Origin of the sequence: Gilvimarinus sp. DA14, assembly GCF_024204685.1 — a bacterium.
In the GTDB taxonomy this organism is placed as follows: domain Bacteria; phylum Pseudomonadota; class Gammaproteobacteria; order Pseudomonadales; family Cellvibrionaceae; genus Gilvimarinus.
Genome location: NZ_CP100350.1, coordinates 1309269 through 1331044 on the forward strand (window position 1 = coordinate 1309269; position 21776 = coordinate 1331044).

Annotated in this window: 18 protein-coding genes; 11 read left to right on the plus strand and 7 right to left on the minus strand. The window is 53.9% G+C overall.

The annotated features are described in order from the left end of the window. Positions 1 to 77: 77 nt before the first annotated feature. Positions 78 to 1916 carry a sodium:proton antiporter gene (locus tag NHM04_RS05885; protein WP_254266069.1) on the plus strand — a complete coding sequence of 613 codons (1839 nt, stop codon included), beginning with the start codon at positions 78 to 80 and terminating at the stop codon, positions 1914 to 1916. Positions 1917 to 1920: 4 nt separating this feature from the next. Here the strand turns inward: NHM04_RS05885 and NHM04_RS05890 are convergent, their stop codons facing one another. Then, positions 1921 to 2733, minus strand: coding sequence for a RimK family alpha-L-glutamate ligase (locus tag NHM04_RS05890; protein WP_254266070.1), 813 nt, complete (start codon positions 2731 to 2733; stop codon positions 1921 to 1923). A 120-nt stretch (positions 2734 to 2853) separates the two neighbouring features. Here NHM04_RS05890 and NHM04_RS05895 point away from each other — a divergent pair, with 120 nt between their 5' ends. Next, positions 2854 to 4200 carry a YihY/virulence factor BrkB family protein gene (locus tag NHM04_RS05895; RefSeq protein WP_254266071.1) on the plus strand — a complete coding sequence of 449 codons (1347 nt, stop codon included), beginning with the start codon at positions 2854 to 2856 and terminating at the stop codon, positions 4198 to 4200. A 14-nt stretch (positions 4201 to 4214) separates the two neighbouring features. Here NHM04_RS05895 and NHM04_RS05900 read toward each other — a convergent pair whose 3' ends face one another. Both NHM04_RS05900 and NHM04_RS05905 read right to left on the minus strand, forming a co-directional pair. After that, on the minus strand, positions 4215 to 5258 hold the full coding sequence (locus NHM04_RS05900; RefSeq protein ID WP_254266072.1) for an alkaline phosphatase: 1044 nt from the start codon (positions 5256 to 5258) through the stop codon (positions 4215 to 4217). Next, positions 5239 to 5538, minus strand: coding sequence for an alkaline phosphatase (locus tag NHM04_RS05905; RefSeq protein ID WP_254266073.1), 300 nt, complete (start codon positions 5536 to 5538; stop codon positions 5239 to 5241). Before NHM04_RS05905 ends, NHM04_RS05900 begins: the two co-directional genes overlap by 20 nt. Positions 5539 to 5632: 94 nt before the next feature. Here NHM04_RS05905 and NHM04_RS05910 point away from each other — a divergent pair, with 94 nt between their 5' ends. From NHM04_RS05910 to NHM04_RS05920, 3 genes are all read left to right on the plus strand, one after another. Further along, the gene (locus NHM04_RS05910; protein WP_254266074.1) at positions 5633 to 6343 is read left to right on the plus strand and encodes a DUF6445 family protein; all 711 of its coding nucleotides are present in this window, start codon (positions 5633 to 5635) and stop codon (positions 6341 to 6343) included. Between the two features lie 93 nt (positions 6344 to 6436). Next, a complete protein-coding gene (locus NHM04_RS05915) occupies positions 6437 to 6703 on the plus strand; it encodes a DUF4212 domain-containing protein (RefSeq protein WP_020210853.1) in 267 nt (88 codons plus the stop codon). Positions 6704 to 6706: 3 nt separating this feature from the next. Next, positions 6707 to 8434: a sodium:solute symporter family protein gene (locus NHM04_RS05920; RefSeq protein ID WP_254266075.1), complete on the plus strand. Its 1728-nt coding sequence runs from the start codon at positions 6707 to 6709 to the stop codon at positions 8432 to 8434. 74 nt (positions 8435 to 8508) lie between these two features. Here NHM04_RS05920 and NHM04_RS05925 read toward each other — a convergent pair whose 3' ends face one another. The 3 genes from NHM04_RS05925 to NHM04_RS05935 form a co-directional block, all read right to left on the minus strand. Next, positions 8509 to 10650 (minus strand): methyl-accepting chemotaxis protein, encoded by a 2142-nt coding sequence (locus tag NHM04_RS05925; RefSeq protein ID WP_254266076.1) that lies wholly within the window; start codon positions 10648 to 10650, stop codon positions 8509 to 8511. A gap of 229 nt (positions 10651 to 10879) precedes the next feature. Then, positions 10880 to 11740: a formyltetrahydrofolate deformylase gene (gene purU / locus NHM04_RS05930; RefSeq protein WP_254266077.1), complete on the minus strand. Its 861-nt coding sequence runs from the start codon at positions 11738 to 11740 to the stop codon at positions 10880 to 10882. Between the two features lie 83 nt (positions 11741 to 11823). Then, positions 11824 to 12714, minus strand: coding sequence for an AEC family transporter (locus NHM04_RS05935; protein ID WP_254266078.1), 891 nt, complete (start codon positions 12712 to 12714; stop codon positions 11824 to 11826). Between the two features lie 135 nt (positions 12715 to 12849). Between NHM04_RS05935 and NHM04_RS05940 the strand changes: the two genes are divergently transcribed. The 6 genes from NHM04_RS05940 to NHM04_RS05965 all read left to right on the plus strand — a co-directional run bounded on the left by NHM04_RS05940 (position 12850) and on the right by NHM04_RS05965 (position 21403). Beyond that, positions 12850 to 13683, plus strand: coding sequence for a DUF481 domain-containing protein (locus tag NHM04_RS05940; protein WP_254266079.1), 834 nt, complete (start codon positions 12850 to 12852; stop codon positions 13681 to 13683). A gap of 535 nt (positions 13684 to 14218) precedes the next feature. After that, complete coding sequence (locus NHM04_RS05945) at positions 14219 to 17149, plus strand: ribonucleoside-diphosphate reductase subunit alpha (protein ID WP_254266080.1); 2931 nt, start codon at positions 14219 to 14221, stop codon at positions 17147 to 17149. Positions 17150 to 17210: 61 nt separating this feature from the next. Next, positions 17211 to 18437, plus strand: a complete 1227-nt coding sequence (locus tag NHM04_RS05950; protein ID WP_254266081.1) for a ribonucleotide-diphosphate reductase subunit beta — start codon at positions 17211 to 17213, stop codon at positions 18435 to 18437. A gap of 40 nt (positions 18438 to 18477) precedes the next feature. Further along, positions 18478 to 18687, plus strand: coding sequence for a hypothetical protein (locus NHM04_RS05955; protein WP_254266082.1), 210 nt, complete (start codon positions 18478 to 18480; stop codon positions 18685 to 18687). 226 nt (positions 18688 to 18913) lie between these two features. Beyond that, positions 18914 to 19462: a transglutaminase-like cysteine peptidase gene (locus tag NHM04_RS05960; RefSeq protein ID WP_254266083.1), complete on the plus strand. Its 549-nt coding sequence runs from the start codon at positions 18914 to 18916 to the stop codon at positions 19460 to 19462. A gap of 39 nt (positions 19463 to 19501) precedes the next feature. Beyond that, positions 19502 to 21403, plus strand: a complete 1902-nt coding sequence (locus NHM04_RS05965; protein ID WP_254266084.1) for a LapD/MoxY N-terminal periplasmic domain-containing protein — start codon at positions 19502 to 19504, stop codon at positions 21401 to 21403. 43 nt (positions 21404 to 21446) lie between these two features. On the opposite strand, the gene NHM04_RS05970 is transcribed toward NHM04_RS05965, so the two are convergent. After that, positions 21447 to 21776, minus strand: coding sequence for a hypothetical protein (locus NHM04_RS05970; protein ID WP_254266085.1), 330 nt, complete (start codon positions 21774 to 21776; stop codon positions 21447 to 21449).

The window sequence follows — 21776 nt, forward strand, 5'->3', positions numbered from 1 at the left end:
GGCGGGCGGCGCCTTCGCCATTTTAGACGCTATCGGCTATGATGAGTAGCGATTCACCCGACCCAAAAGGATAGTTTATGCACGATGCTGGCCTGGATATCGCCATTATTGGTATCACCGCCCTGCTGTGCCAATGGGGTGCCTGGAAAGCGCGCCTGCCCGCCATTTTATTTCTCCTGATTGCCGGTTTGATTCTGGGGCCAGCGACCGGGGTGTTAAACCCGGACGCCCTGTTCGGCGATTTGCTTTTTCCACTGGTTTCTTTGGCGGTGGCGGTCATTTTATTTGAGGGCAGCCTGACCCTTAACTTTAAAGAGCTGGGCACTATCTCGGCGGTAGTGCGGCGCATGATCACCGTGGCTGCTCCCGTGACCTGGTTAATCGTCGCCATCTCCACGCACTTTTTGTTCGGCCTGAGCTGGGAGCTATCCATTCTGTTCGGCGCGTTAATGGTGGTAACCGGCCCCACCGTGGTCACGCCGCTGTTGCGTACCGTGCGCCCGTCGGAGCGGGTAGCCAATATTTTGCGCTGGGAAGGTATTGTTATTGATCCCATTGGCGCGCTGCTGGTGGTCGTGGTGTACGAATTTATAGTCACCCAGAGTCAGGGCCAGGCCTTTAGCCAAAGCCTGTTTCTTTTTTTAGAGATTATTGTTGTCGGCCTCGCCATAGGCGCGGCAGCGGGCTTTGCGCTGGGTAAAGTGCTATCGCGCCGCCGCCTGCCAGAGTATCTGCAAAACTTAGCCACGTTAAGCCTGCTGTTTTTGGTTTTTACCGTGTGTAATCACCTGGCCGAAGAGTCCGGCCTTTTAGGGGTTACGGTGATGGGTATGTGGCTTGGCAATATGCGCGGTGTGCACATTCACAATATTTTAAACTTTAAAGAAAACCTTACGATTTTATTTATTTCGGGGCTGTTTATTATTCTCGCGGCGCGCCTGCCGATGGAGCAGCTGCTGAGTATTTTCGCCCTGGCGCCGCTGTTACTGCTGCTGATTATTCAGTTTATCGCCCGGCCGGTGTCCGTCGCGCTGGCAACGCTGCGCTCCAATATTAAATTTCGCGAACGCATTTTGCTCGGCTGGATTGCTCCGCGCGGTATTGTCGCGGCGGCCGTCTCGGCGCTGTTTGCGCTGCGCTTATCCGAACAGGGCTACGCAGGCGCAGAGCTGTTAGTGCCTCTCACTTTCGCCGTTATTCTGGGCACGGTTATCTTCCAAAGTGCGACTTCGCGCCCCCTGGCCAAGCTGTTGGGGATTGTCGAGCCCGAGCCGCGCGGGGTACTGATTCTGGGGGCCAATTCGGTGGCGCGCACGGTCGGCAAAGCCTTGCAGCAACAAGATATGCCGGTTCTGCTTAGCGATTCAAACTGGGAGAATATTCGCGCCGCACGCATGGCCGGGTTTAAGACTTTCTACGGCAACCCGGTCTCTGAGTTTGCCAGCCAGAGATTGGACTTAACCGGCATTGGCAACCTACTTGCCATGTCGCCGCTGCGCGAATTAAACGTGATTGCGGGTATGCACTTTCGCAATGAGTTTGGCATTCACCGTACCTTTAATGTGCGCACCAGTGCCGATACCAATCAGTCAGAAAAGCACCAGGTTTCGAATCAGCTAAAGGGCTTGCCCCTGTTCAATCCAGATTTAACCTATGCCAAACTGGCCAGCCTGATTCACGCCGGAGCCGAAATCAAAACCACTAAGCTGACCGATGAATTTAGCTTTGATGACCTGCGCCGCCAGGATCCAGACGCGCAACTGCTGTTCGGCATTAACGAACGCGGCAAACTCAAGCCCTACCTGGCCGATGAAAAATTTAAGCCGGGTGCGGGCTGGACTATTTTAAGCCTGGTGCGCGAGGGTAGAGGCGCACAAACCAACAACCACTCGCCCAATGCGCTGGCACAGGAATAACGGCTTAACCGACCTCTGGCGACAGGGCGATGGGAACCGCTGAGGCTTTTTCACTGGCCGGGGTGCACTGGGCCAGATAATCGCGAATGGCGCCGGTTAAGGTGGCGCCACCACCGGCAATGCCCTGGTTGCCAAACAGGCGGTTAAACTCCAGTAAGTAAGGGTGAGCGCCCACCATGGCGATATCAAACCCCGCGTGGTTAACCCCCAGACGTGCCGCCACCTGCAAGGCCAGCTGCACCGCCTGATAGGGCACGGGCGAGTGGTCGACAATGCCGCCGCGCGCCACGTTGTTATAAAACCCCTGCTCCGACTGATGCCGCCAATAGGCGGCCACCATCTGGGTTCCCACCACAATCACGCGAATATCCCGATCGATGGGCAAATACTCTTGGGCGTAGATCACATCGGTAAGCGCGCGATAGCGATTAAAGTCAGCTAGATTTTCCACCAGCCACACCCCCTCCCCCATACTGGATTTAGCCAGCTTTACCACAAACGGTAAATCCATCGCCTGCCATACCCGCTCGGCTTCGCTATCGGTATTGGCCGCAATCAAAGTGGTGGGGGTATGAGCCGGCGCGACGATTTCAAAGGCGCGGGTCATCTCTATTTTATTGTGTCCAATTGCGTAGCTGGCCAAGCTAGGGAAGATACGACACCCCATGCCGTATACCAGCGCGTTTACCTGCCAGTATTCGGGAAACAACACCCAGTCTGTCTGACTGAGCAGATCGCGATGCTGTAGGTAAAGCTCGGGCTTAATAAAAGTGGTATTGGCCAAACCCAAGGTGCGAAAGGCATTAAATGAGATCATTCTCGCGGTCTCAAAAAAAGGTGGATATTAACCAGTTTCGTTAACCGCGCAAGCATTTTTACGCTTGCAGTGGCCAGCAGCGGTTCGCTATGCTGATCAACCAGAAGCGAGGATTGCAATATGGCCGATTCGGCAGGTCAACAACCATCACTGAGCAGTAAAATCGAGGCGGCGTTTAAGCGGCTGGACGGCTGGCTGTGGCAGGTTGAAACCGCTCACCGCTCAAAGCTGCACCAAAACTTTTGGCACATCTCCCGGGTTTTAGTGGCTGTGGTGCGCGACCTACTGCGCGGCCAGATCACCCTGCATGCGATGAGTTTGGTGTACACCAGCCTGCTGTCACTGGTGCCCTTTTTAGCCCTGAGCTTTTCGGTACTGAAAGGTTTTGGCGTACACAACCAGCTGGAGCCATTATTGCAGAACATTCTGGCGGCACCACTGGGCGAGCGCGGCCCGGTCGTGGTGGATAATATTCTCGACTTTGTCGATAACATTAAAGTCGGGGTGCTGGGGTCTGTGGGCCTAGGGCTGTTGATTTATACGGTTATTTCCCTGATCCAAAAAATCGAGCGCTCGTTCAACGAAATCTGGCGCGTCAGCGAAAGTCGCTCTCTGGCGCAGCGCTTTAGCAGTTACCTCAGCGTGATCATGATCGGCCCATTGCTGGTCTTTAGCGCCATGGGCGCCACCGCCGCGCTGGTCAACAGCGATGCGGTACAACAGGCTATCGCTTTCGCACCGCTAGGGTGGGTGTTTGGCTTTTTAAGCAAGCTGATGCCTTATGTGATTATTATTGGTCTGTTTACATTTCTCTATACGTTTATTCCCAATACCAAGGTAAAGCTACGCCACGCATTCCTAGGGGGGCTGGTTGCCGGCATTATCTGGCAGACATCGATTTTTGGCTTTACGTTGTTTGTCTCTAACTCCACTAATTACACGGCCATTTACTCAGGCTTTGCGGTGGGGATTTTGCTGCTTATCTGGCTTTATTTGGCTTGGCTAATCTTACTGATTGGCTCGTCGGTCGCATTTTACTCCCAGCATGCGCAGCAAATTACCCGTTCGCGGGTCAATAAGCCCTCGGCGCGGGTGGACGAGCTGACCGGACTTGCCATTATGCATCGGGTCGCACGCCAGTTTGACCACGACGGCGGTGGTATTTACATTGCCAAGATGGAGTCCAGCCTGTCGGTGGGCCCGGAAACCATTCAGCGAATGATAAAAAAACTGCTCAAACACAAGCTGGTGGAAATATCCGGCACCGATGCCAACCAACTGATTCCCGCCCGATCTCTGGACCATATTACTGTGTATGAAATTTTTCATGCCGTGCGGGTCGAAGAAACGCTACTGCCCTCCTCCCTGCAAAACGATGCTGCGGTAAACAGCATGATGAAAACATTTGAGGGAGCTCACGAACAGGCATTGGGCGATATGACGCTGGCCGACTGGATTCGTCAGTAGCCAGCGCTCACAGGCTACTTTTGCGCCAATGTTTTAAAGAGCACTTTTCCCACATCGGTATTATCCCTGTGGCCACTGAGCTTTTCTGCCCCCGCGCCAATGGCGAATACCGCTACATCCCCGCCGGTATGACCCGAGGTGGTCCAACCGGTAACACTAGCGGTATCGATAGCCGCCAGCACTCGCTCGCGCAGCTGCGTGGTGGCAATATTTTTCTCGCTTTGCGTCTCGGCTCGCAACACCTTTAAGCGAGCCTGAGCCAAAGGTGTTTGCTCGCTCTCGTTTAAGTTAATAGATGTGAGTGACTGCCAGCTTTGGTACCAATCGGACGCCTCCAGCAACTCCTGCGTAATCACATTAGCCGAGGCTTTAACTGCGCGAACCACATCGGCTCGCCATTGGTAGTCACCGCCACTGCCCATGCTTAGTCCGCCGGTGGAATGATCGGCAGTCACCACCAGCAAAGTATTGGGATGCTCAGCAACATAAGCGCTTAACAATAGCAGCGCCTGCTCGGCGTCACGCATCTCGTGCATGGCACAGGCGATGTCGTTGGCGTGACCGCACCAATCAATTTGACTGGCCTCTACTAACATAAAAAAGGGCTGCTCATTGCCGAGTAGCTCTAGCGCTTTTTCAGTTAGAAAAGCCAGGCGACGGGGTTCATCGCTATCAATGGCAAAAGGCAGACCTTTGTCGGCCAGCAGTGCCAACGCAGGTTTACTCTCAATAGCGGCAAGGTCATCGTAATTATCCGCGTAGGCGTATCCCAGCGTTGCAAATTCTTGCACCAGGTTGCGGTCGTCGCGCAGAAAATATCTCTGTCCACCGCCGAATAAAATATCCACCCAGGGTTTACCTTGATAGCGACGATCCAGGTATTGATCGGCAATTTCATTGTACTTATTACGACTGTCAATATGCGCCGCAAAACTGGCGGGGGTTGCGTGGTTGATTTGGCTGGTGACCACCATGGCGGTTTGGTAGCCCTGTTTCTTAGCGCGCTCCAACAGCGTTTCTAGCGGCTGTTTATCGCGATCAACCGGCGATGGCGCCATTATAGGTTTTGACACCGGTGGCCAGTGCCGTGGCACTGGCGGCCGAATCGGTCACTTGGTTCACATCATCAGGGTGAGTGCTGGCGCTGCCCAATAAGTGGCGGTCAAACCAGGTGGTCTCCAGAATTTGAGTATCCGGGTTATCCTGGTAATGGCGATAAGCAGTGAGATATTCCATTCCCATACCATCGCCAATAAAAAATATAATATTGGGCTGCTTGGGTTCGGCGACCGCCGCACTGGCAATGGCACACATAAACAGCGTCAATAACTTTTTCATTTTTAGCTCCTGGGTAACAATTGCACGCCTTATCGCGCCCACGCTATAGTGCATGCTAACGAACAATAATGACAATTTTGCATAGCGTGGTTTTATGCCCTTAGACGATGTTCAATTAAACCCGCACGCCCGCATTTATCATCATAAGATGGGAGCCGAGCGTCAGCCGGTGCTAATCATTGATGATTTTTTGCTCAACCCAGATGCACTCATTGAGCACGCCTGTCGGTGCAACTTTGCACGAGAAAAAAAGCTTTACCCAGGCCACCGAGCCGAAGCGCCTGATGTTTATACCCAAGCGCTGCGCTCGGCTTTGCCCCAGCTGCTGTCTCGTGTTTTTGACACCCGGCCCGGTGATATTAACGCCGCTGAGTCCAGCTATTCGCTGGTTACCCAAGCGCCCGAAACGCTGCAAATGCTGCAGCGTCTACCGCACTTTGACTCACTCAATGGACGCGAGCTGGCCAGCGTGTATTTTTTATGCAACCGCGACAGCGAGCGCTATGGCGGCACCGCTTTTTATCGCCACCGCGCAACTGGATTTGAGTCGGTCGATTCGACGCGCATCAAAACCTACTCACGCTCGGTGGAAGATCAGCTACGCGACGGCAAGGCTCCAGCGGCAGGCTATATTTATGGCGATACCGAGCTCTATCAACAAATCGACCAGTTTGCCGCTCGCTTTAACCGCTTAATTTTATATCGCTGCACCAGTTTGCATTCGGGGCTGATTGATTCTGAGTTTGATTTTTCCCGCGATCCGGCCAATGCGCGGCTGTCTATTAATACGTTTTTGGTGGGCTAGTGAAGCGTCAGGGTGTAACGGATTACTTGCGCTTGTATGACAAGTCAATTAGTGTAACCAGGCCCTAAATAACAATAATTCGGAGTACCTATTATGAGTTTCGCCTCTCAAGATGCGGCGCGGGCCTATTGGCGTGCCAACATCCGCTGGCTATTGATATTGCTCAGCATCTGGTTTGTCGTCTCCTACGGCGCCGGGATCTTATTTGTCGATCAATTAAACGCCATTCGCCTCGGCGGTTTTAAGCTCGGCTTTTGGTTTGCCCAACAGGGCTCGATTTACACTTTTGTGGTATTGATTTTCGTCTACGTGCGCGTGATGAATCAGCTGGACCGCAAATTCGGTGTTGAGGAGAAGTAACCCATGGACGTGCAAACCCTCACCTTTATTATTGTCGGACTCACCTTCGCGCTCTATATCGGAATCGCCATTTGGGCCCGCGCAGGCAGCACCCAAGAATTTTACGTGGCGGGCGGCCATGTACCACCGGTGGCCAACGGTATGGCCACCGCCGCCGACTGGATGAGCGCCGCTTCGTTTATTTCCATGGCGGGACTGATTTCGTTTATGGGTTATGACGGCAGCGTCTATTTGATGGGCTGGACCGGCGGCTATGTCCTATTAGCCCTTTGCCTGGCCCCTTATCTGCGCAAATTTGGCAAGTTTACCGTGCCGGACTTTATCGGCGATCGCTATTACTCACAGACCGCCCGTACCGTCGCCGTTATTTGCGCGATATTTGTTTCCTTTACCTATGTTGCCGGGCAAATGCGCGGCGTGGGGGTAGTATTCTCCCGTTTTCTTGAAGTGGACATTACCTGGGGCATCGTCATCGGCATGGGCATTGTCTTTTTTTACGCCGTGCTCGGCGGCATGAAAGGCATTACCTACACTCAGGTGGCGCAGTACTGTGTATTAATTTTTGCCTTTATGGTGCCGGCGATTTTCTTAAGCATAATGATGACCGGCTCACCCATTCCACAAATCGGTATGGGCAGCACCCTGGCCGATGGCAGTGGTCAGTTTTTGCTCGACAAACTGGACGGACTCAGTACCGAGCTTGGCTTTAATGCCTACACCGAAGGTAGAAAATCCACCATCGATATGTTTTTCATCACCGCCGCGCTTATGGTGGGCACCGCTGGCTTGCCCCATGTGATTGTGCGCTTTTTTACCGTACCCAAGGTGCGCGACGCGCGTAAAAGTGCGGGCTGGGCACTGATTTTTATCGCTATCCTTTACACCACAGCGCCGGCGGTAGCGGTATTTGCACGAGTGAACATGGTCGATACCATCAACGGCCCCGACGCCCAAGGCGTAGCCGCTGCCGAGGCGCCCGAGTGGGTGTCAAATTGGGAGACCACAGGCCTAGTCAGCTGGGAGGATAAAAACAGCGATGGCCGCATGTTTTATAGCGGTGATGAGCGCAACGAAATGACCATCGACCGCGACATTATGGTACTCGCCACGCCGGAAATTGCCGAGCTGCCCGCCTGGGTGATCGCCCTGATTGCCGCCGGTGGCGTAGCCGCGGCCCTGTCCACCGCGGCGGGATTGCTGTTGGTGATCTCGACGTCTATCTCACACGATTTACTCAAGCGCAATTTGATGCCCAATATTACCGAAAAGCAAGAGCTGCTATTCGCCCGCCTCGCTGCTGCGGTCGCGATTACCGTGGCAGGCTATCTCGGCATTAACCCGCCGGGGTTTGTCGCCGAGGTAGTCGCCTTTGCCTTTGGCCTGGCGGCGTCGAGTTTCTTTCCCGCGATTATCATGGGGATTTTCTTTAAATCCATGAATCGCGAGGGGGCCATTGCCGGTATGGTGACGGGCATTGTGTTTACGGCGAGCTACATCGTGGTGTTTAAAGGCATTTTTATGGAGCCGTTGTTACCCAACACGCCGGAGTATTGGTTGCTGGGCATTTCCCCCGAAGGCATAGGCACTCTGGGGATGGTAATTAACCTGGCCGTCGCCCTGACGGTGTGGAGCTTTACCAAACCCGCTCCCGCCGAGGTACAGGAGATGGTGGAATCTATCCGCTACCCCGAGCAGTTGGGCGAGCCGAGTCCCCCACCGGCGCCACACTGAGCCAACAAAAAGCCGGGCTAAAATGCCCGGCTTTTTATTTACTCCCCGGCTTCTTATTGACTCAAAGCTACGCGTTACCGCACTGAGACCTGGAAAGAATCCACCAGCTGATGCAAGGTCACGGCCGTATTTTGCAAACGGTCAGAGCTGCCGCGCAATACTCGGTACACCTGCGACATGGCGCCGCTGGAATCGGCCACCTCACGCACCCGCTCACCACTCTGCCGACTGCTCTGCTCTATTTGCTGAATGGCATTGAACATATTCGCGACAATTTCATGCAGCTCACTGTTGTCGGATGAAGAGGCTTCGGCCAGTTTTAAACCGCGATCAACTTCTTCGATACTGGTTTCCATATAGCGCGCTGCCTGTTCCGACTCGGACTGGATAGTGAGAATTTTTTCGCTGATTTCATCCGCCACCTTGGCGGTGCGCCCTGCCAGCGAGCGAACCTCTTCGGCTACCACGGAAAAGCCCCTTCCATGCTCACCGGCGCGCGCGGCTTCAATGGCCGCGTTTAATGCCAGCAAGTTGGTTTGCTCTGTAATGCCGCCAATCATACTCACCATGCCGGCAATCTCGCTGGCCTGGGCGTTTAAGCTGTGGATAGTTTGCGCCGAATTTTCCACCACTGAACGAATCGACTGAGTTCCGCTTTGTACCGCAGCCAGCTGCTCACGCGCCTGCTCGACCACATCGTCCATGGTTTGTTTCATGCGGTCGGCGGTTTCACTTGCGGTAGTAATATCGCCCATTTGCGACTCAATCAAATGCAGCATTTGCTCGATGGACTGGGAAACGGTTTGCGAAGTCTCGCGCGCCTCATCGTTGCGATTGAGCATTTGGTCGCTGTTGCTTTTCACATCCCGCGCCGCTCCAATCACTTCCCCGACAATATTGTCCAAGTTGTCAATAAAGCTGTTAGTCCAGCGTCCCAGATCGCCGGTTTCATCGGCGGCCAAGCGCTTGGTGTCGAGGCGCTGGCGCAGGTTACCGCCGCCCTCGGCAATGGTGTGAATCATCTCGGTCATTTTGCCGATGCGCCGTGCTAAACGCCTGGGCCCGCGCTGTCGGAAAAACAAGCCGGCGGCCAGCAGCAAACCACCGGTTGCCACATTAATGGCCCAATGGGGCAAGTCGGCATAGGCGTGCAACAATGCATTGCCACCAAAACCTACCAACACCGACAGAATGTACAGACGCATCATCAGGTAAGTGACAGAGCGAAAACGATAGACCTCTTCCAGATCGCCCTCGCACATCATTCCCCAGCGATCTGGCGAGCCTTTTAAACTGAAAGTTACGCCCTTGCCAATCACGGGTATGTGGCGGTAGTCGGAATAGCCGGGATAAGTGACAAACAAGTTGCTGCCGTTGCGAATAGTTTCGCGCACGCCAGGATGCAACTGACCGGTGGCCGGATCGGTAAAGCGAATTTCAAACTCGGTGTGCTCGCGCACGCTGACAGTACCAAAATCGGTGTGAATACCGGATTTTAGATTTTCTCCGTGGGAAAAAGTGCTGTCCTCAAAGCGTGAACGCGACAGTGCGGTACCCGGCTGAATCGCGCTATCAAATCTGGACTCCACCATAAACAAATAATTATCACCGGATTCGGTAAAAATATGTCCAGCTTCGCGCTGAATTAAATCGCTCAGTACATCATTGGGGTAGCGTGCACATAAACACCCAGGTGAACCATCGGCCAGAGTAATTGGCAAATAAAACATCAGGGTTACCGCATCGTGAAATTTCGAGCTGGATGGACCTATGGTTTCGGTCAACTTGTCGACATAGGGTCCGTGCAAGAAGGGTTCGGTCAAACCCGCTGCCACGGCTTTGCTGTTTAAATCCCGAGCACCTTTATGCGCGGAGTATGTGGTCTCGCTGACCGTACCCGTGGCATCAATTAAAAATAGCTCCGAACAGTCTTTCATACGCTGCAATTGGCGGGGCAAAATCGCCGTCGCCTCACTGTCGTCCTGCCCCAGTCTGGCCGCCACACTCTCAAGATGACGCCACTGGGACTCAACCCACTGGTGCATCAGCCGGATACGCGTATTGGCGATACTTTCAAAGGCTTGCTCCATGAGCCCGTAGCGGCTGCGGTTTAACCAGCAGGACCAGCTCATATTAAATTTACCGTTTACCCCAAACCAATTGAGCCAGCGCTTTTCACTGGGGGAGAGATTCATTCTGTCGCTTTGTAAGTTCATGGCGTTTTCTCTGCAGTCTCGACTCTTAATGGTCGTAGTGTTGTGGGCTCAAGCCCTGATGATCACCATCAGAAATAGCAGAAAATGCGCCAAGTTGGCGAGGCCGGGTGGGACGTTAGGACATGGGAATTCACGACCGACAAGCGCACCATAAGGGCGCATTTTATGAAGAGCGCACCTTGCGTGCACACCAAAACAATGCAACCCAAATTATGGAGGGAGCCGCCTATTAGCGGCTAAAGACCACCGTCTTGCTACCGTTTAACAATACTCTGTGCTCGGCGTGCCAACGCAGTGCCCGATTCAACACCACCGCTTCGATATCGCGGCCGATTTCAGCCATCTCTTCCGGCGAATTGACATGAGAGACACGCTCGACCGCCTGTTCAATAATCGGCCCCTCATCCAAGTCAGCCGTTACGAAATGCGCAGTGGCGCCAATCAATTTAACCCCGCGCTCATAGGCCTGATGGTAAGGTCGCGCTCCTTTAAAACCGGGCAAAAAGGAGTGGTGAATATTGATTGCCCTACCCTCAAGCTTGCGGCATAAATCGTCAGAGAGAATTTGCATGTAGCGCGCCAGGACCAGGCAGTCGGCGTTGTAGCTTTGCATCAACTCAAAGATTGCCGCCTCCTGCTGGGGTTTGCTATCTGGTGTGATAGGCAAATAATGAAACGGCAATTCATACCATTCGGTGAGCGGGCGCATCACCTCGTGGTTGGATACCACGCCGACGATATCCACCGGCAGCGACCCTACTTTCCAGCTATTGAGTAGGTTGCTCAGACAGTGGCCCCACTGAGATACGGCAATCAACACCTTGGGCTTGCAGTCGCTGTCGCTGACCTGCCAATCCATATTGTATTGCTCGGCCACCGGGGTGAACATGGTCTCTACCATATCCAGGGTGACGTCGGCGGGACACTCAAACACCGTGCGCATAAAAAAGCGCTTTTTATCTGTGTCTTCAAACTGCGAGGACTCGCGAATATTAAACCCGCGCTCGGCGAATAAACTTGCCACCCGGGCCACTAGCCCCAGACTATCCTGACAGCTAAACGTCAACACTATTTCACGCACACTGGCCATGCCGGTCTCCATCGGTTTTTTGCCGCGCCAAGCCTATAGCAAGCGCCGCAAACCCGCAAGCAACCCGACCGCCGCGATCACCGTTATAAAAGCCACCACAAAATAACCGGTAAAACCCCAAACGCCATAACCGTAGAAGCCACCACCATAGCGGCGACCTCCTGCGGATCGCGCTCGTACCTTAACGCCAATAAGTAGGTGAATACTGCCACCGGCATTGCCGATTGCAGCAGCACTACACCGCGCTCGGTACCGCTCAAGCCCAACGCCATACTGACCAGCCAACCAACCAGTAAACCACCGCCAATCCGCAGCACACTGTAAACGATGCTGCGCTGCCAACGCTTCACTTTTAGTCTTCCCAAAGACACACCCAGGGTGATCATCATCAGCGGTATGGCGAAGCCGCCCAGCAAATCTACGGTATTGCCAATCCATTTGGGCAGAGCTACATCTGCCAGCAAAATAATTACCCCGACCACCATGGCCCAAAGCACTGGCTGACGCCCCACCTGTGCCGCCGTGCGGCGCCAATTGCCCGAGCCTGCCACCAGGGTAATACCGAAGGTAAAGGTACTCAGCATCATCACCAGAAAATAACCCAATGCCAGTGCCAGGCCCTGATCACCAAAGGCAAACAAACAAACCGGCAAACCCATATTGCCATTATTGGGCAGAATTAAAGGCGGCAGATAAGTCGCTAAGGGCTGGCCAGACAGGCGCAAAATAAACGCACCGGCGATACCGGTAAGTAGAATCGTCAACGCCGCCGCCAGAGCCACCCGTGAAATACTGGCAAGCTCGACGTCTGTATGCGCCAAGGACGCAACAATCAGGCAAGGGGTACCAATATTCATTACTAGCTTGCCGATAAAATCCGATGGATACTCGGCGCCACTTTTGGCCCAAACAACACCAATGGCCGTGGCAATAAAAACCGGTGCCAATACGGGCAGGAGCGTGATTAACAACATAGGGATCGCATTAACGTGAAGGACGCGACCATACTATCACGTAACCACGCGCACACTCGCGACACGACTCGGGTGTTTTCAACCGATTTGCCCTACAATGGCCCCACGAATTTAGCCAAAGGACCTAGCAGAAAGATGAACCACTTCGCCAAAACTCTCTGTACCCTGGCCGCCGCTACTGGTTTAGCCGCCTCTGCCAGCACCTGGGCCGAAGAGCCCAGTGTGCAGCTTAAACTCGGCGCTTTTGCGCAAACCACCGACGCCACCGTCTCATCCGCCCGGGAAGGACAAGCCGGTACGGATCTAAATCTGCAAACGCTGGGGCACGATGATTCGCAGACGAATTTCTGGTTCAGCGGTAAATGGCAGTTTGCCGAGCGCTGGCAACTGTGGGGCAATATTTCACAGTTTGATAGCGAGGGCACAGTTGATGCAGATTTTCACGTAGAGTTCGGCGATCTGGATCTTCCCACCGATATCGACTCGTTGGATGGCAATGTTCAGTTGGATTCTAAATTCAACGCCGACTTGTACATTATCAATTTAGGCTACCAACTGTACCAATCGGACAGTATTAAGCTGGATGCCGGCCTCGGGGTTCACGTGGTGAAATTCGGCATGGAGATCGATGCCACTCTGATTGCCAATGAGCGCACCGAATCGCTGGGTTCGGAATCGAGCGATGTCACTGCCCCCCTGCCCAATATTGTACTATTTGGTCAATGGCATCTGACCGAGCGCATCGAAGTCTCATCCACCCTGGGTTGGCTATCACTGAACTATGACGACTACGACGGCGAGCTGACAGCCATCGAACTGGAAATTGACTATGCTCTGACCGACAGCTTTGGTCTGGGGGCCGGATATCGCTATATTGATTACGGAGTCACCAAGAATGGCGATTATCTCACCAGCTCTTTCGACAGTTTGTTCGAGGGCCCGACCGTTTACGCGGTAATGCGCTTTTAAGTGGCCCCAGCGTCCAATTGATTTTCTTGAATAAACAGCAACACTGTCATAAAAATTTATTCTAATCTGAGGCGTCCTGCCTTTTCGCAGACGCCCCTCAGTGTTGCACGGGCACACAAAGTTAGTAGTCGCTCACAGAACAAAGTACCCACACCTTATCCACAGCTTACGGCCCCTGTTCTTCACTTGCATTCGGTCAAAAACCGCATTATCTTGTATCCCGCTTCGGCAAAACACCCATATATAGGGTTTTAGATACAGCACCCACTACTACTAGTGAGCCGCCAGTTTACTGAGCCACTAACGTAAAAGGCCGTGCTACACCCACCCGAAGTCTTACAGCATGTATCCAGGCTGCATTCAGCCAAGGGGCTCGACCCACGAGTCAGGCCCGAACCCGATGTATCTTCGCCACTCGTCTCTGTGGCGAAGCGCAGTAAACCGTTACAACGCACAAACTTAGGCCGGGCCAGGCTGCTGCGCCTCATTGGAACCGACCATTCTAATTAGACAGGGAACCTTCGCGGAGAACTTAATGTACACAGAAACAGACCAGCCCCAAGTCGCCAAGACCCAAGCCGGCGCCCACGCCGATGCCAAACACGACCTGGAAGCCACAGCCCCGGGCCAGCTGCGCGTGATCAAGCGCAACGGCACCGTGGTTCCCTTTGACGCGAGTAAAATCGCGGTCGCCATGACCAAGGCGTTTCTCGCAGTGGAGGGCGGCACAGCAGCGGCCTCGAGCCGTGTGCACGAAACTGTCGATAACCTGACCAAGCAGATCACCGCCACCTTCAAGCGTCGCATGCCCTCGGGCGGCACTATGCACATTGAAGACATTCAAGATCAGGTAGAACTGATTTTGATGCGCTCGGGCGAGCACAAAGTGGCCCGCGACTACGTGCTCTACCGCGAAGAGCACGCGCGTATGCGTGCGCAAAGCACGCCGGGGGCCGCCTCTGAGGTGCAAGAAGACCCAGATTACCCCACCCTGCAAATTACCCTGGACGATGGCAGCACTGCGCCTTTGGATATGGCCCGGGTGCGCACCATCGTCAGCGAAGCCTGTCAGGGGCTGGAAGACGTCAACGAGAAAGCCATTCTCGACGAGGCGATGCGCAACTTGTACAACGGCGTGTCGCTCAAAGACGTCAATACCTCGCTGGTGATCACCGCCCGTACCCTGGTAGAAAAAGAGCCTAATTACAGCTACGCCACCGCGCGCCTGCTGCTAGATAAACTGCGCGCCGAAGCGCTGGGCTTTTTGGGTATCGCCGAGGCCGCTACCCAAACCGAGATGCAGACTTACTACGCTCGCGCCCTGCCGGTGTACATCCGCAAAGGTGTCGAGCTTGAGTTGCTGGACCCAGAGCTGTTGAACTTTGATTTGGAAAAGCTGGGTGAAGCCCTGCTCGCCGAGCGCGATCTGCAATTTACTTATCTCGGTCTGCAAACTCTGTACGACCGCTATTTTATTCACAGCAACGATGTGCGCATCGAGCTGCCGCAAGTATTCTTTATGCGTGTGGCCATGGGTCTGGCGGTGGAAGAAGACAACCGCGAAGAGCGCGCTATCGAATTCTACCGCCTGTTGAGCTCTTTCGATTACATGAGCTCAACCCCGACTTTGTTTAACGCCGGCACCCTGCGCCCGCAGCTGTCCTCTTGCTACCTGACCACCGTGCCCGACAACCTGCACGGCATTTACGGCGCGATGCAGGACAACGCCATGCTGAGCAAATTTGCTGGTGGCCTGGGCAACGACTGGACCCCTGTGCGCTCTTTGGGTTCTTACATTAAAGGCACCAATGGTCGCTCTCAGGGCGTAGTGCCCTTCTTAAAAGTGGCCAACGATACAGCCGTTGCGGTTAACCAGGGCGGTAAGCGCAAGGGCGCCGTCTGTGCCTACCTGGAAACCTGGCATTTGGACATTGAAGAGTTTTTGGAGCTGCGCAAAAACACCGGTGACGACCGTCGCCGCACCCACGATATGAACACCGCCAACTGGGTGCCCGACCTGTTTATGAAGCGCGTGTTTGAGGACAAAGACTGGACCTTGTTCTCGCCCAATGACGTGCCCGATTTGCACGACTTATACGGCGCCGAGTTTGAAGCGCGCTACACCCACTACGAGCAGCTGGCCGCCGAAGGCAAGCTGAAACTGCACAAAAAACTCAAGGCGGTAGACCTGTGGCGCAAGATGCTGGGCATGCTGTTTGAAACCGGCCACCCCTGGATCACTTTTAAAGACGCTTGTAATTTGCGCAGCCCGCAGCAGCACGTAGGTGTGGTGCACTCGTCCAACCTGTGCACAGAGATCACCCTGAACACCAAGGCCAATGAAGAGATTGCCGTGTGTAACCTGGGCTCGATCAACCTGGCGCAGCACATCGTGGACGGCCAACTGGATCGCGACAAGCTGGCTGCTACAGTCAAAACCGCTATCCGTATGCTGGATAACGTGATTGACATTAACTACTACTCGGTGGATACCGCACGCGCCTCTAACCTGCGCCATCGCCCCATTGGTTTAGGCGTAATGGGCTTTCAGGATGCGCTCTACGCACAACACATTGCTTACGGCTCACCCGAAGCGGTGGAGTTTGCCGATGTGTCCATGGAGGCCATCAGCTACCACGCCATTGAAGAGTCCTCTAACCTCGCCGCCGAGCGCGGTCGTTACAGCACCTTTGACGGTTCACTGTGGAGCAAAGGCCAACTGCCCATCGACTCCATTGAGATTCTCGCTGAGCAGCGCGGCGCCGATTATATTCAGCAAGACCGCACTCAGCGCCTCGACTGGGACAGCTTGCGCGAGAAAGTAAAAACCCAGGGTATGCGCAACTCTAATGTGATGGCCATTGCGCCGACGGCGACCATTGCCAATATTACCGGCGTGAGCCAGTCCATCGAGCCTACGTATCAGAACCTGTACGTTAAATCGAATCTGTCGGGTGAATTTACGGTAGTAAACCCATCCTTGGTACGCGACCTTAAGGCACAGGGCCTGTGGGATGGCGTTATGGTAAACGACCTCAAATACTACGAGGGCTCGCTGCAAAAAATCGACCGCATTCCGGCCGACCTCAAGCAGCTGTACGCCACCGCCTTTGAAGTTGAGCCGCGCTGGATCGTAGAAGCGGCCAGCCGTCGTCAAAAGTGGATTGATCAGGCGCAGAGCTTGAACCTTTACATTGCCGGCGCCAATGGCAAAAAGCTGGATGTTACCTATCGCATGGCTTGGTTCCAGGGTTTGAAAACCACCTATTACCTGCGTGCACTGGCGGCTACCACTACCGAGAAGTCCACCATCAGCACCGGTTCATTGAACGCGGTATCCGCAGGCGGTGGCGGCGGTGTTGCAGCCAGCAGTGCGGAGCCGGCGGGAGCCAGCGCCGAGCCGCAAGCGGCCCCTGTGCCTCAGGCCTGCTCACTGGATGATCCAGACTGCGAAGCCTGCCAGTAATTTTCTAGCCGCCCGACTCCGGTCGGGCGAACATGCACAAACGTTAAAGGATACTGTCACCATGTTGAGCTGGGACGATTTTAATACCGAAGAAACCGCACAACCGAAAAAGCCAGCACCCGCTGCGCCGCCAAAAGCGCCACAACCAGAGCCCGCCCCCAGTGCGGATGCCTCTCAGGCAACGGCGACCACTGACGCGGTAAAAGCCGCGCGTGAATCGCTGGAGCACCTGGACGTTGCCCCCGGTCTTGAAGAGTTGGAAATGGGCGCCCAGCGTATTGAGGTTGACGACAAGCGCATGATCAACTGCCGCGCCGACCTGAACCAGCTGGTGCCCTTTAAATACGATTGGGCCTGGCAAAAATACCTGGATGGCTGCGCCAACCACTGGATGCCGCAAGAAGTGAACATGACTGCGGACATCTCGCTGTGGAAAAGCAGCGAAGGCCTTACCGAAGACGAGCGCCGCGTAGTCATGCGCTCGCTGGGTTACTTCTCTACCGCTGACTCTCTGGTTGCGAACAACCTGGTATTGGCACTGTATCGCCTGGTTACTAACCCGGAGTGCCGCCAATACATTCTGCGCCAAGCCTTTGAAGAGGCGATTCACACCCACGCTTACCAGTACTGCATTGAATCTCTGGGCATGGACGAAGGCGAAGTCTTTAACATGTACCGCGAACTGCCCTCGGTAGCAGCCAAAGCGGCCTGGAGCCTGAAGCACACCCAGGCACTGGGCGACCCGACCTTCACCACCGGCACCCCAGAGACCGACCAAGAGCTGCTGCGCAACCTGGTCGCTTTCTATGTGGTTACCGAGGGTATTTTCTTCTACTGCGGTTTCAGCCAGATTCTGTCCATGGGCCGTCGCAACAAAATGACCGGCGTCGCCGAGCAGTTTCAATACATTCTGCGCGATGAATCTATGCACCTGAACTTCGGCATCGATGTCATCAACCAGATTAAACTGGAAAACCCCCACCTGTGGACAGCAGAGTTCCAAAAAGAAGTCACGCAAATGGTGGTTGAAGGCGCCGAGCTGGAAATTGCCTACGCCCGCGACTCTATGCCGCGCGGCATTTTGGGCATGAACGCTGCGATGATGGAAGAGTATCTGCACTTTATCGCCAACCGCCGTCTGGCACAGGTAGGTCTAAAAGAGCAGTATCCGGGTGCGCAAAACCCCTTCCCCTGGATGAGCGAAATCATGGATTTACGCAAAGAGAAAAACTTCTTTGAAACCCGTGTGATCGAATATCAAACAGGCGGCGCCCTGAGCTGGGATTAATCTCAGGCGGCCCTACGGGGCCGCTTTTTCTGGAAAAGCCATGCAAAAGTCAAATAAAAAGCTCGACCCGGACGAAATGCTGTTCACGCTGGATCAGCTGGAGCAGACTACCGAGATCATGTCGAAGGTAGTGTCCCGTTTAAAACGCCAGCTTATGCAATTGCAGCAGGCCGAATCCGACCGTGAAGTACTAAGCAAACCCGTTTCTGAGGCGCCCACCCCCGCCAAGCAGCGCCGTACTCTGCATTAGGGCGAATCGAATACAGCCGAGACACCCCAGCTGCTATACTCGCAACACTGTTCACAATGTTGCGAATGACGGTTTGAAGCGGCTGCAATTACGACAAAAAATATATCACCAACAACCAGCCAGCCGCTGGCGTAAGCCCGTTGCCACGCGGGCCCTAATAACTGTATTTCTGCTTACGCTTACTCTCGCCCCTCTCGCCCTGCAACACAACAAGCTCACCGAAATAATGCAAGCTAACTACGGCGAAGATGGCGTCAGTTACCTGCGCGCCTGGTTTGAATTGCTAGAGCGCAGCAAACCAGAAAATACGCAGCAGCAATTACAGAGTATTAACGACTTTTTTAACCGCGGCTTAACCTTTAGCGATGATCGCCTGCTCTGGAAAGAAAAAGACTATTGGGCCACACCCATGCAAACCATGGGAGTACGCGGCGGCGACTGTGAAGATTTCACCATCGCGAAATACTTTTCGCTGCTAAAGCTAGGTATGCCAGCCGAGCACCTGCGCTTGATTTACGTGCGTGCTAACACCGGCGGCAGAGTCCAGGCACATATGGTGCTGGGGTACTTTTCCTCCCCCGACGCCGAGCCCCTGATTCTGGATAATCTTAACCCTCTCATTTTGCCCGCAAGCCAAAGAACCGACCTTACTCCTGTGTTTAGTTTCAACAGCCAGGGGTTGTGGCTGGGCGGCAGTAAATCCACATCAGACCCCACCGCCCGCTTATCGCGCTGGCGCGACGTGTTACAACGAATGCAACAAGAAGGTTTTTAACTATGAGCAATTCCCGCACAAGCCAAGAGGTGAAGCGCAATGTCCTTGACTAAACAAGTGTGGATAGGAATCTGCCTAATACTGATACTGGCTTTGGGTGGGAGCTTTTTTATCAGCACCCTCACAGCCCGCGAATATTTAGAGCAGCAGCTACAGCTGAAAAACATCGACAACGCCAACTCTCTTGCGCTATCGATCACCCAGATGGAGAAAGATCCGGTCACGCTGGAGTTACTGATTAGCGCGCAGTTTGACAGCGGCCACTATCAAAGCATTCGTCTGCTCGATCCCGCAGGAAAAATCATCGTCGAGCGTCGCTATACCCCGCAAAGCTCCGAGCACTCGGTTCCCGGCTGGTTTGCACAACTTCTGAATATTCATGTGCAACCGGGTATAGCTCAGATTCAAGACGGCTGGCAACAATACGCCACCTTAGAAGTTCAAAGCCATTCACGCTACGCGCAACAAGAGTTATGGAATAGCAGTCTGAAACTTTTGCTTTGGCTGGTAATCGCAGGCCTTGCTTGCGGTCTTGTGGGCACTCTGGTGCTAAAAGTTATCACTCGTCCCTTGGGCCGGGTGGTAGATCAGGCCGAGTCCATCGGCCAACGCCATTTTGTCACCTCAAGCGAACCGCGAACTCGTGAATTTCGCAAGCTGGTACGCGCCATGAATAAGTTATCGGCTAGCGTGAAAGCCATGCTAGAGAAAGAGACAGAAAAGCTGGAGCGTTTGCGCACCCAATCGCAACAGGACGAAGTCACAGGCATTGCCAACCGCAACCACTTTCTCAATTTGCTAGACAGCTTGTTGGGGCGTGAGGACGCCGCGCAGGATAGTGCTATTTATATGGTTCGCCTGCTAAACCTCAACGATCTCAATCAGCGTTTAGGTCGCGACCAAGTAGACACTTTATTGCGCACACTAACGCAGCAATTGAATGATCGCGAACCTGGTGCAGAGACCATCATCGGACGCTTAAATGGTACTGATTTTGTGCTTGTTGCTCCCTATCAGGAAGACCTTCAGTCCTGCGCCAACACGCTCAGTGAGCAATTGCTGAGTGCGTTAAATAAAAAAGTTCCAGAGGGCATTACGGTCAGCCTGCCACTGGCTGCCACCTTGTTGAACAGGGGTAAGCAGCGCGGCCAGGTACTGGCCACGCTAGATGGACTGCTGGCGCTGGCTGAGCAGCGCGGTAACAGGGGCGTAGAAGTTGCGACACAAGACCAGAGCCAACAGCGCAACCTGGTTCAGTGGCGCGCGGCCCTAAACAAAGCCTTGGCTCAGGGAGTACACTTAGGCGAATTCGCTGTGCGTTTGCAAAATGGCACACTGCTACACTGGGAGAATCCGGTGCGTCTGGAGCTGGAAGGTCAATGGCAAAGTGCGGGCTATTTTGTCGGCTGGGCCAGGCGTCTGGGCATACTACCCGAAGTCGACTGGTTAGTAGTTAATCAAGCGCTAAAAAACATTCAGCACAGCGGCGATCAGTGCGCTGTCAACATCTCGGAGAGCGCCCTGTGCGACGCCGACTTTCGCACCAAGGTACGTAGCCTACTGCGGCAATGCCCAGCTGTTTGCGACAAACTATGGTTGGAGTTTCCGGAAAGCTGCGCTATTCGTCACCTTCCCCAACTGAAGAGTTTTAGCGCTGAATTAAGGCAGTTAGGCTGCAAAGTGGGGCTGGAACACGTTGGGCTTGAGTTTACGAAAATTCGCGAGCTGGAAGGTATTGGGCTTGATTATTTAAAAGTAGACAGCGCGATTATTCGCGATTGTCACACGAATCAAATCAATCACAACTTTATGCAAAGCCTTTGCGGCATAGGCCATTCGTTAGGGGCCGTAATGATAGCCGAAGGGGTGATTTGCTCAGACGAACAAAATGTTTTAGCCGAGCTTAATTTTGACGCCTTTACAGGTCCCGCCATCCGTTGAATAGAGTACTGATGTCTCCTGCGCCAGGCAACCACACTCTGGGCTAAAGCCCCAGAGTGTCATCGTCATCGAAGAAGCTCAAGCTATGTAGACGTTCGCGAATTTGTTCACGTTGCAACAGTTTTGCCTGAGCCGCATCGGGTAAATCGGTAAAACGAATTACCGATTTATCCACCAGCAAATTAATGACATCTTCCATCACCCGCGCCATTTGCAGATCGCTGTCAAGCAACGCCTGATAGGCCTCGGGCTGCAGTGTGCGCATAAAACTCACAAGCTCTGGCGAATCTGCCGACACAGATTCTGAAAAGCCATCCGTGGCTTCGCGGCTGATGGCGATAATTGCACCGCTTTTATCCCGCTTTACATACAT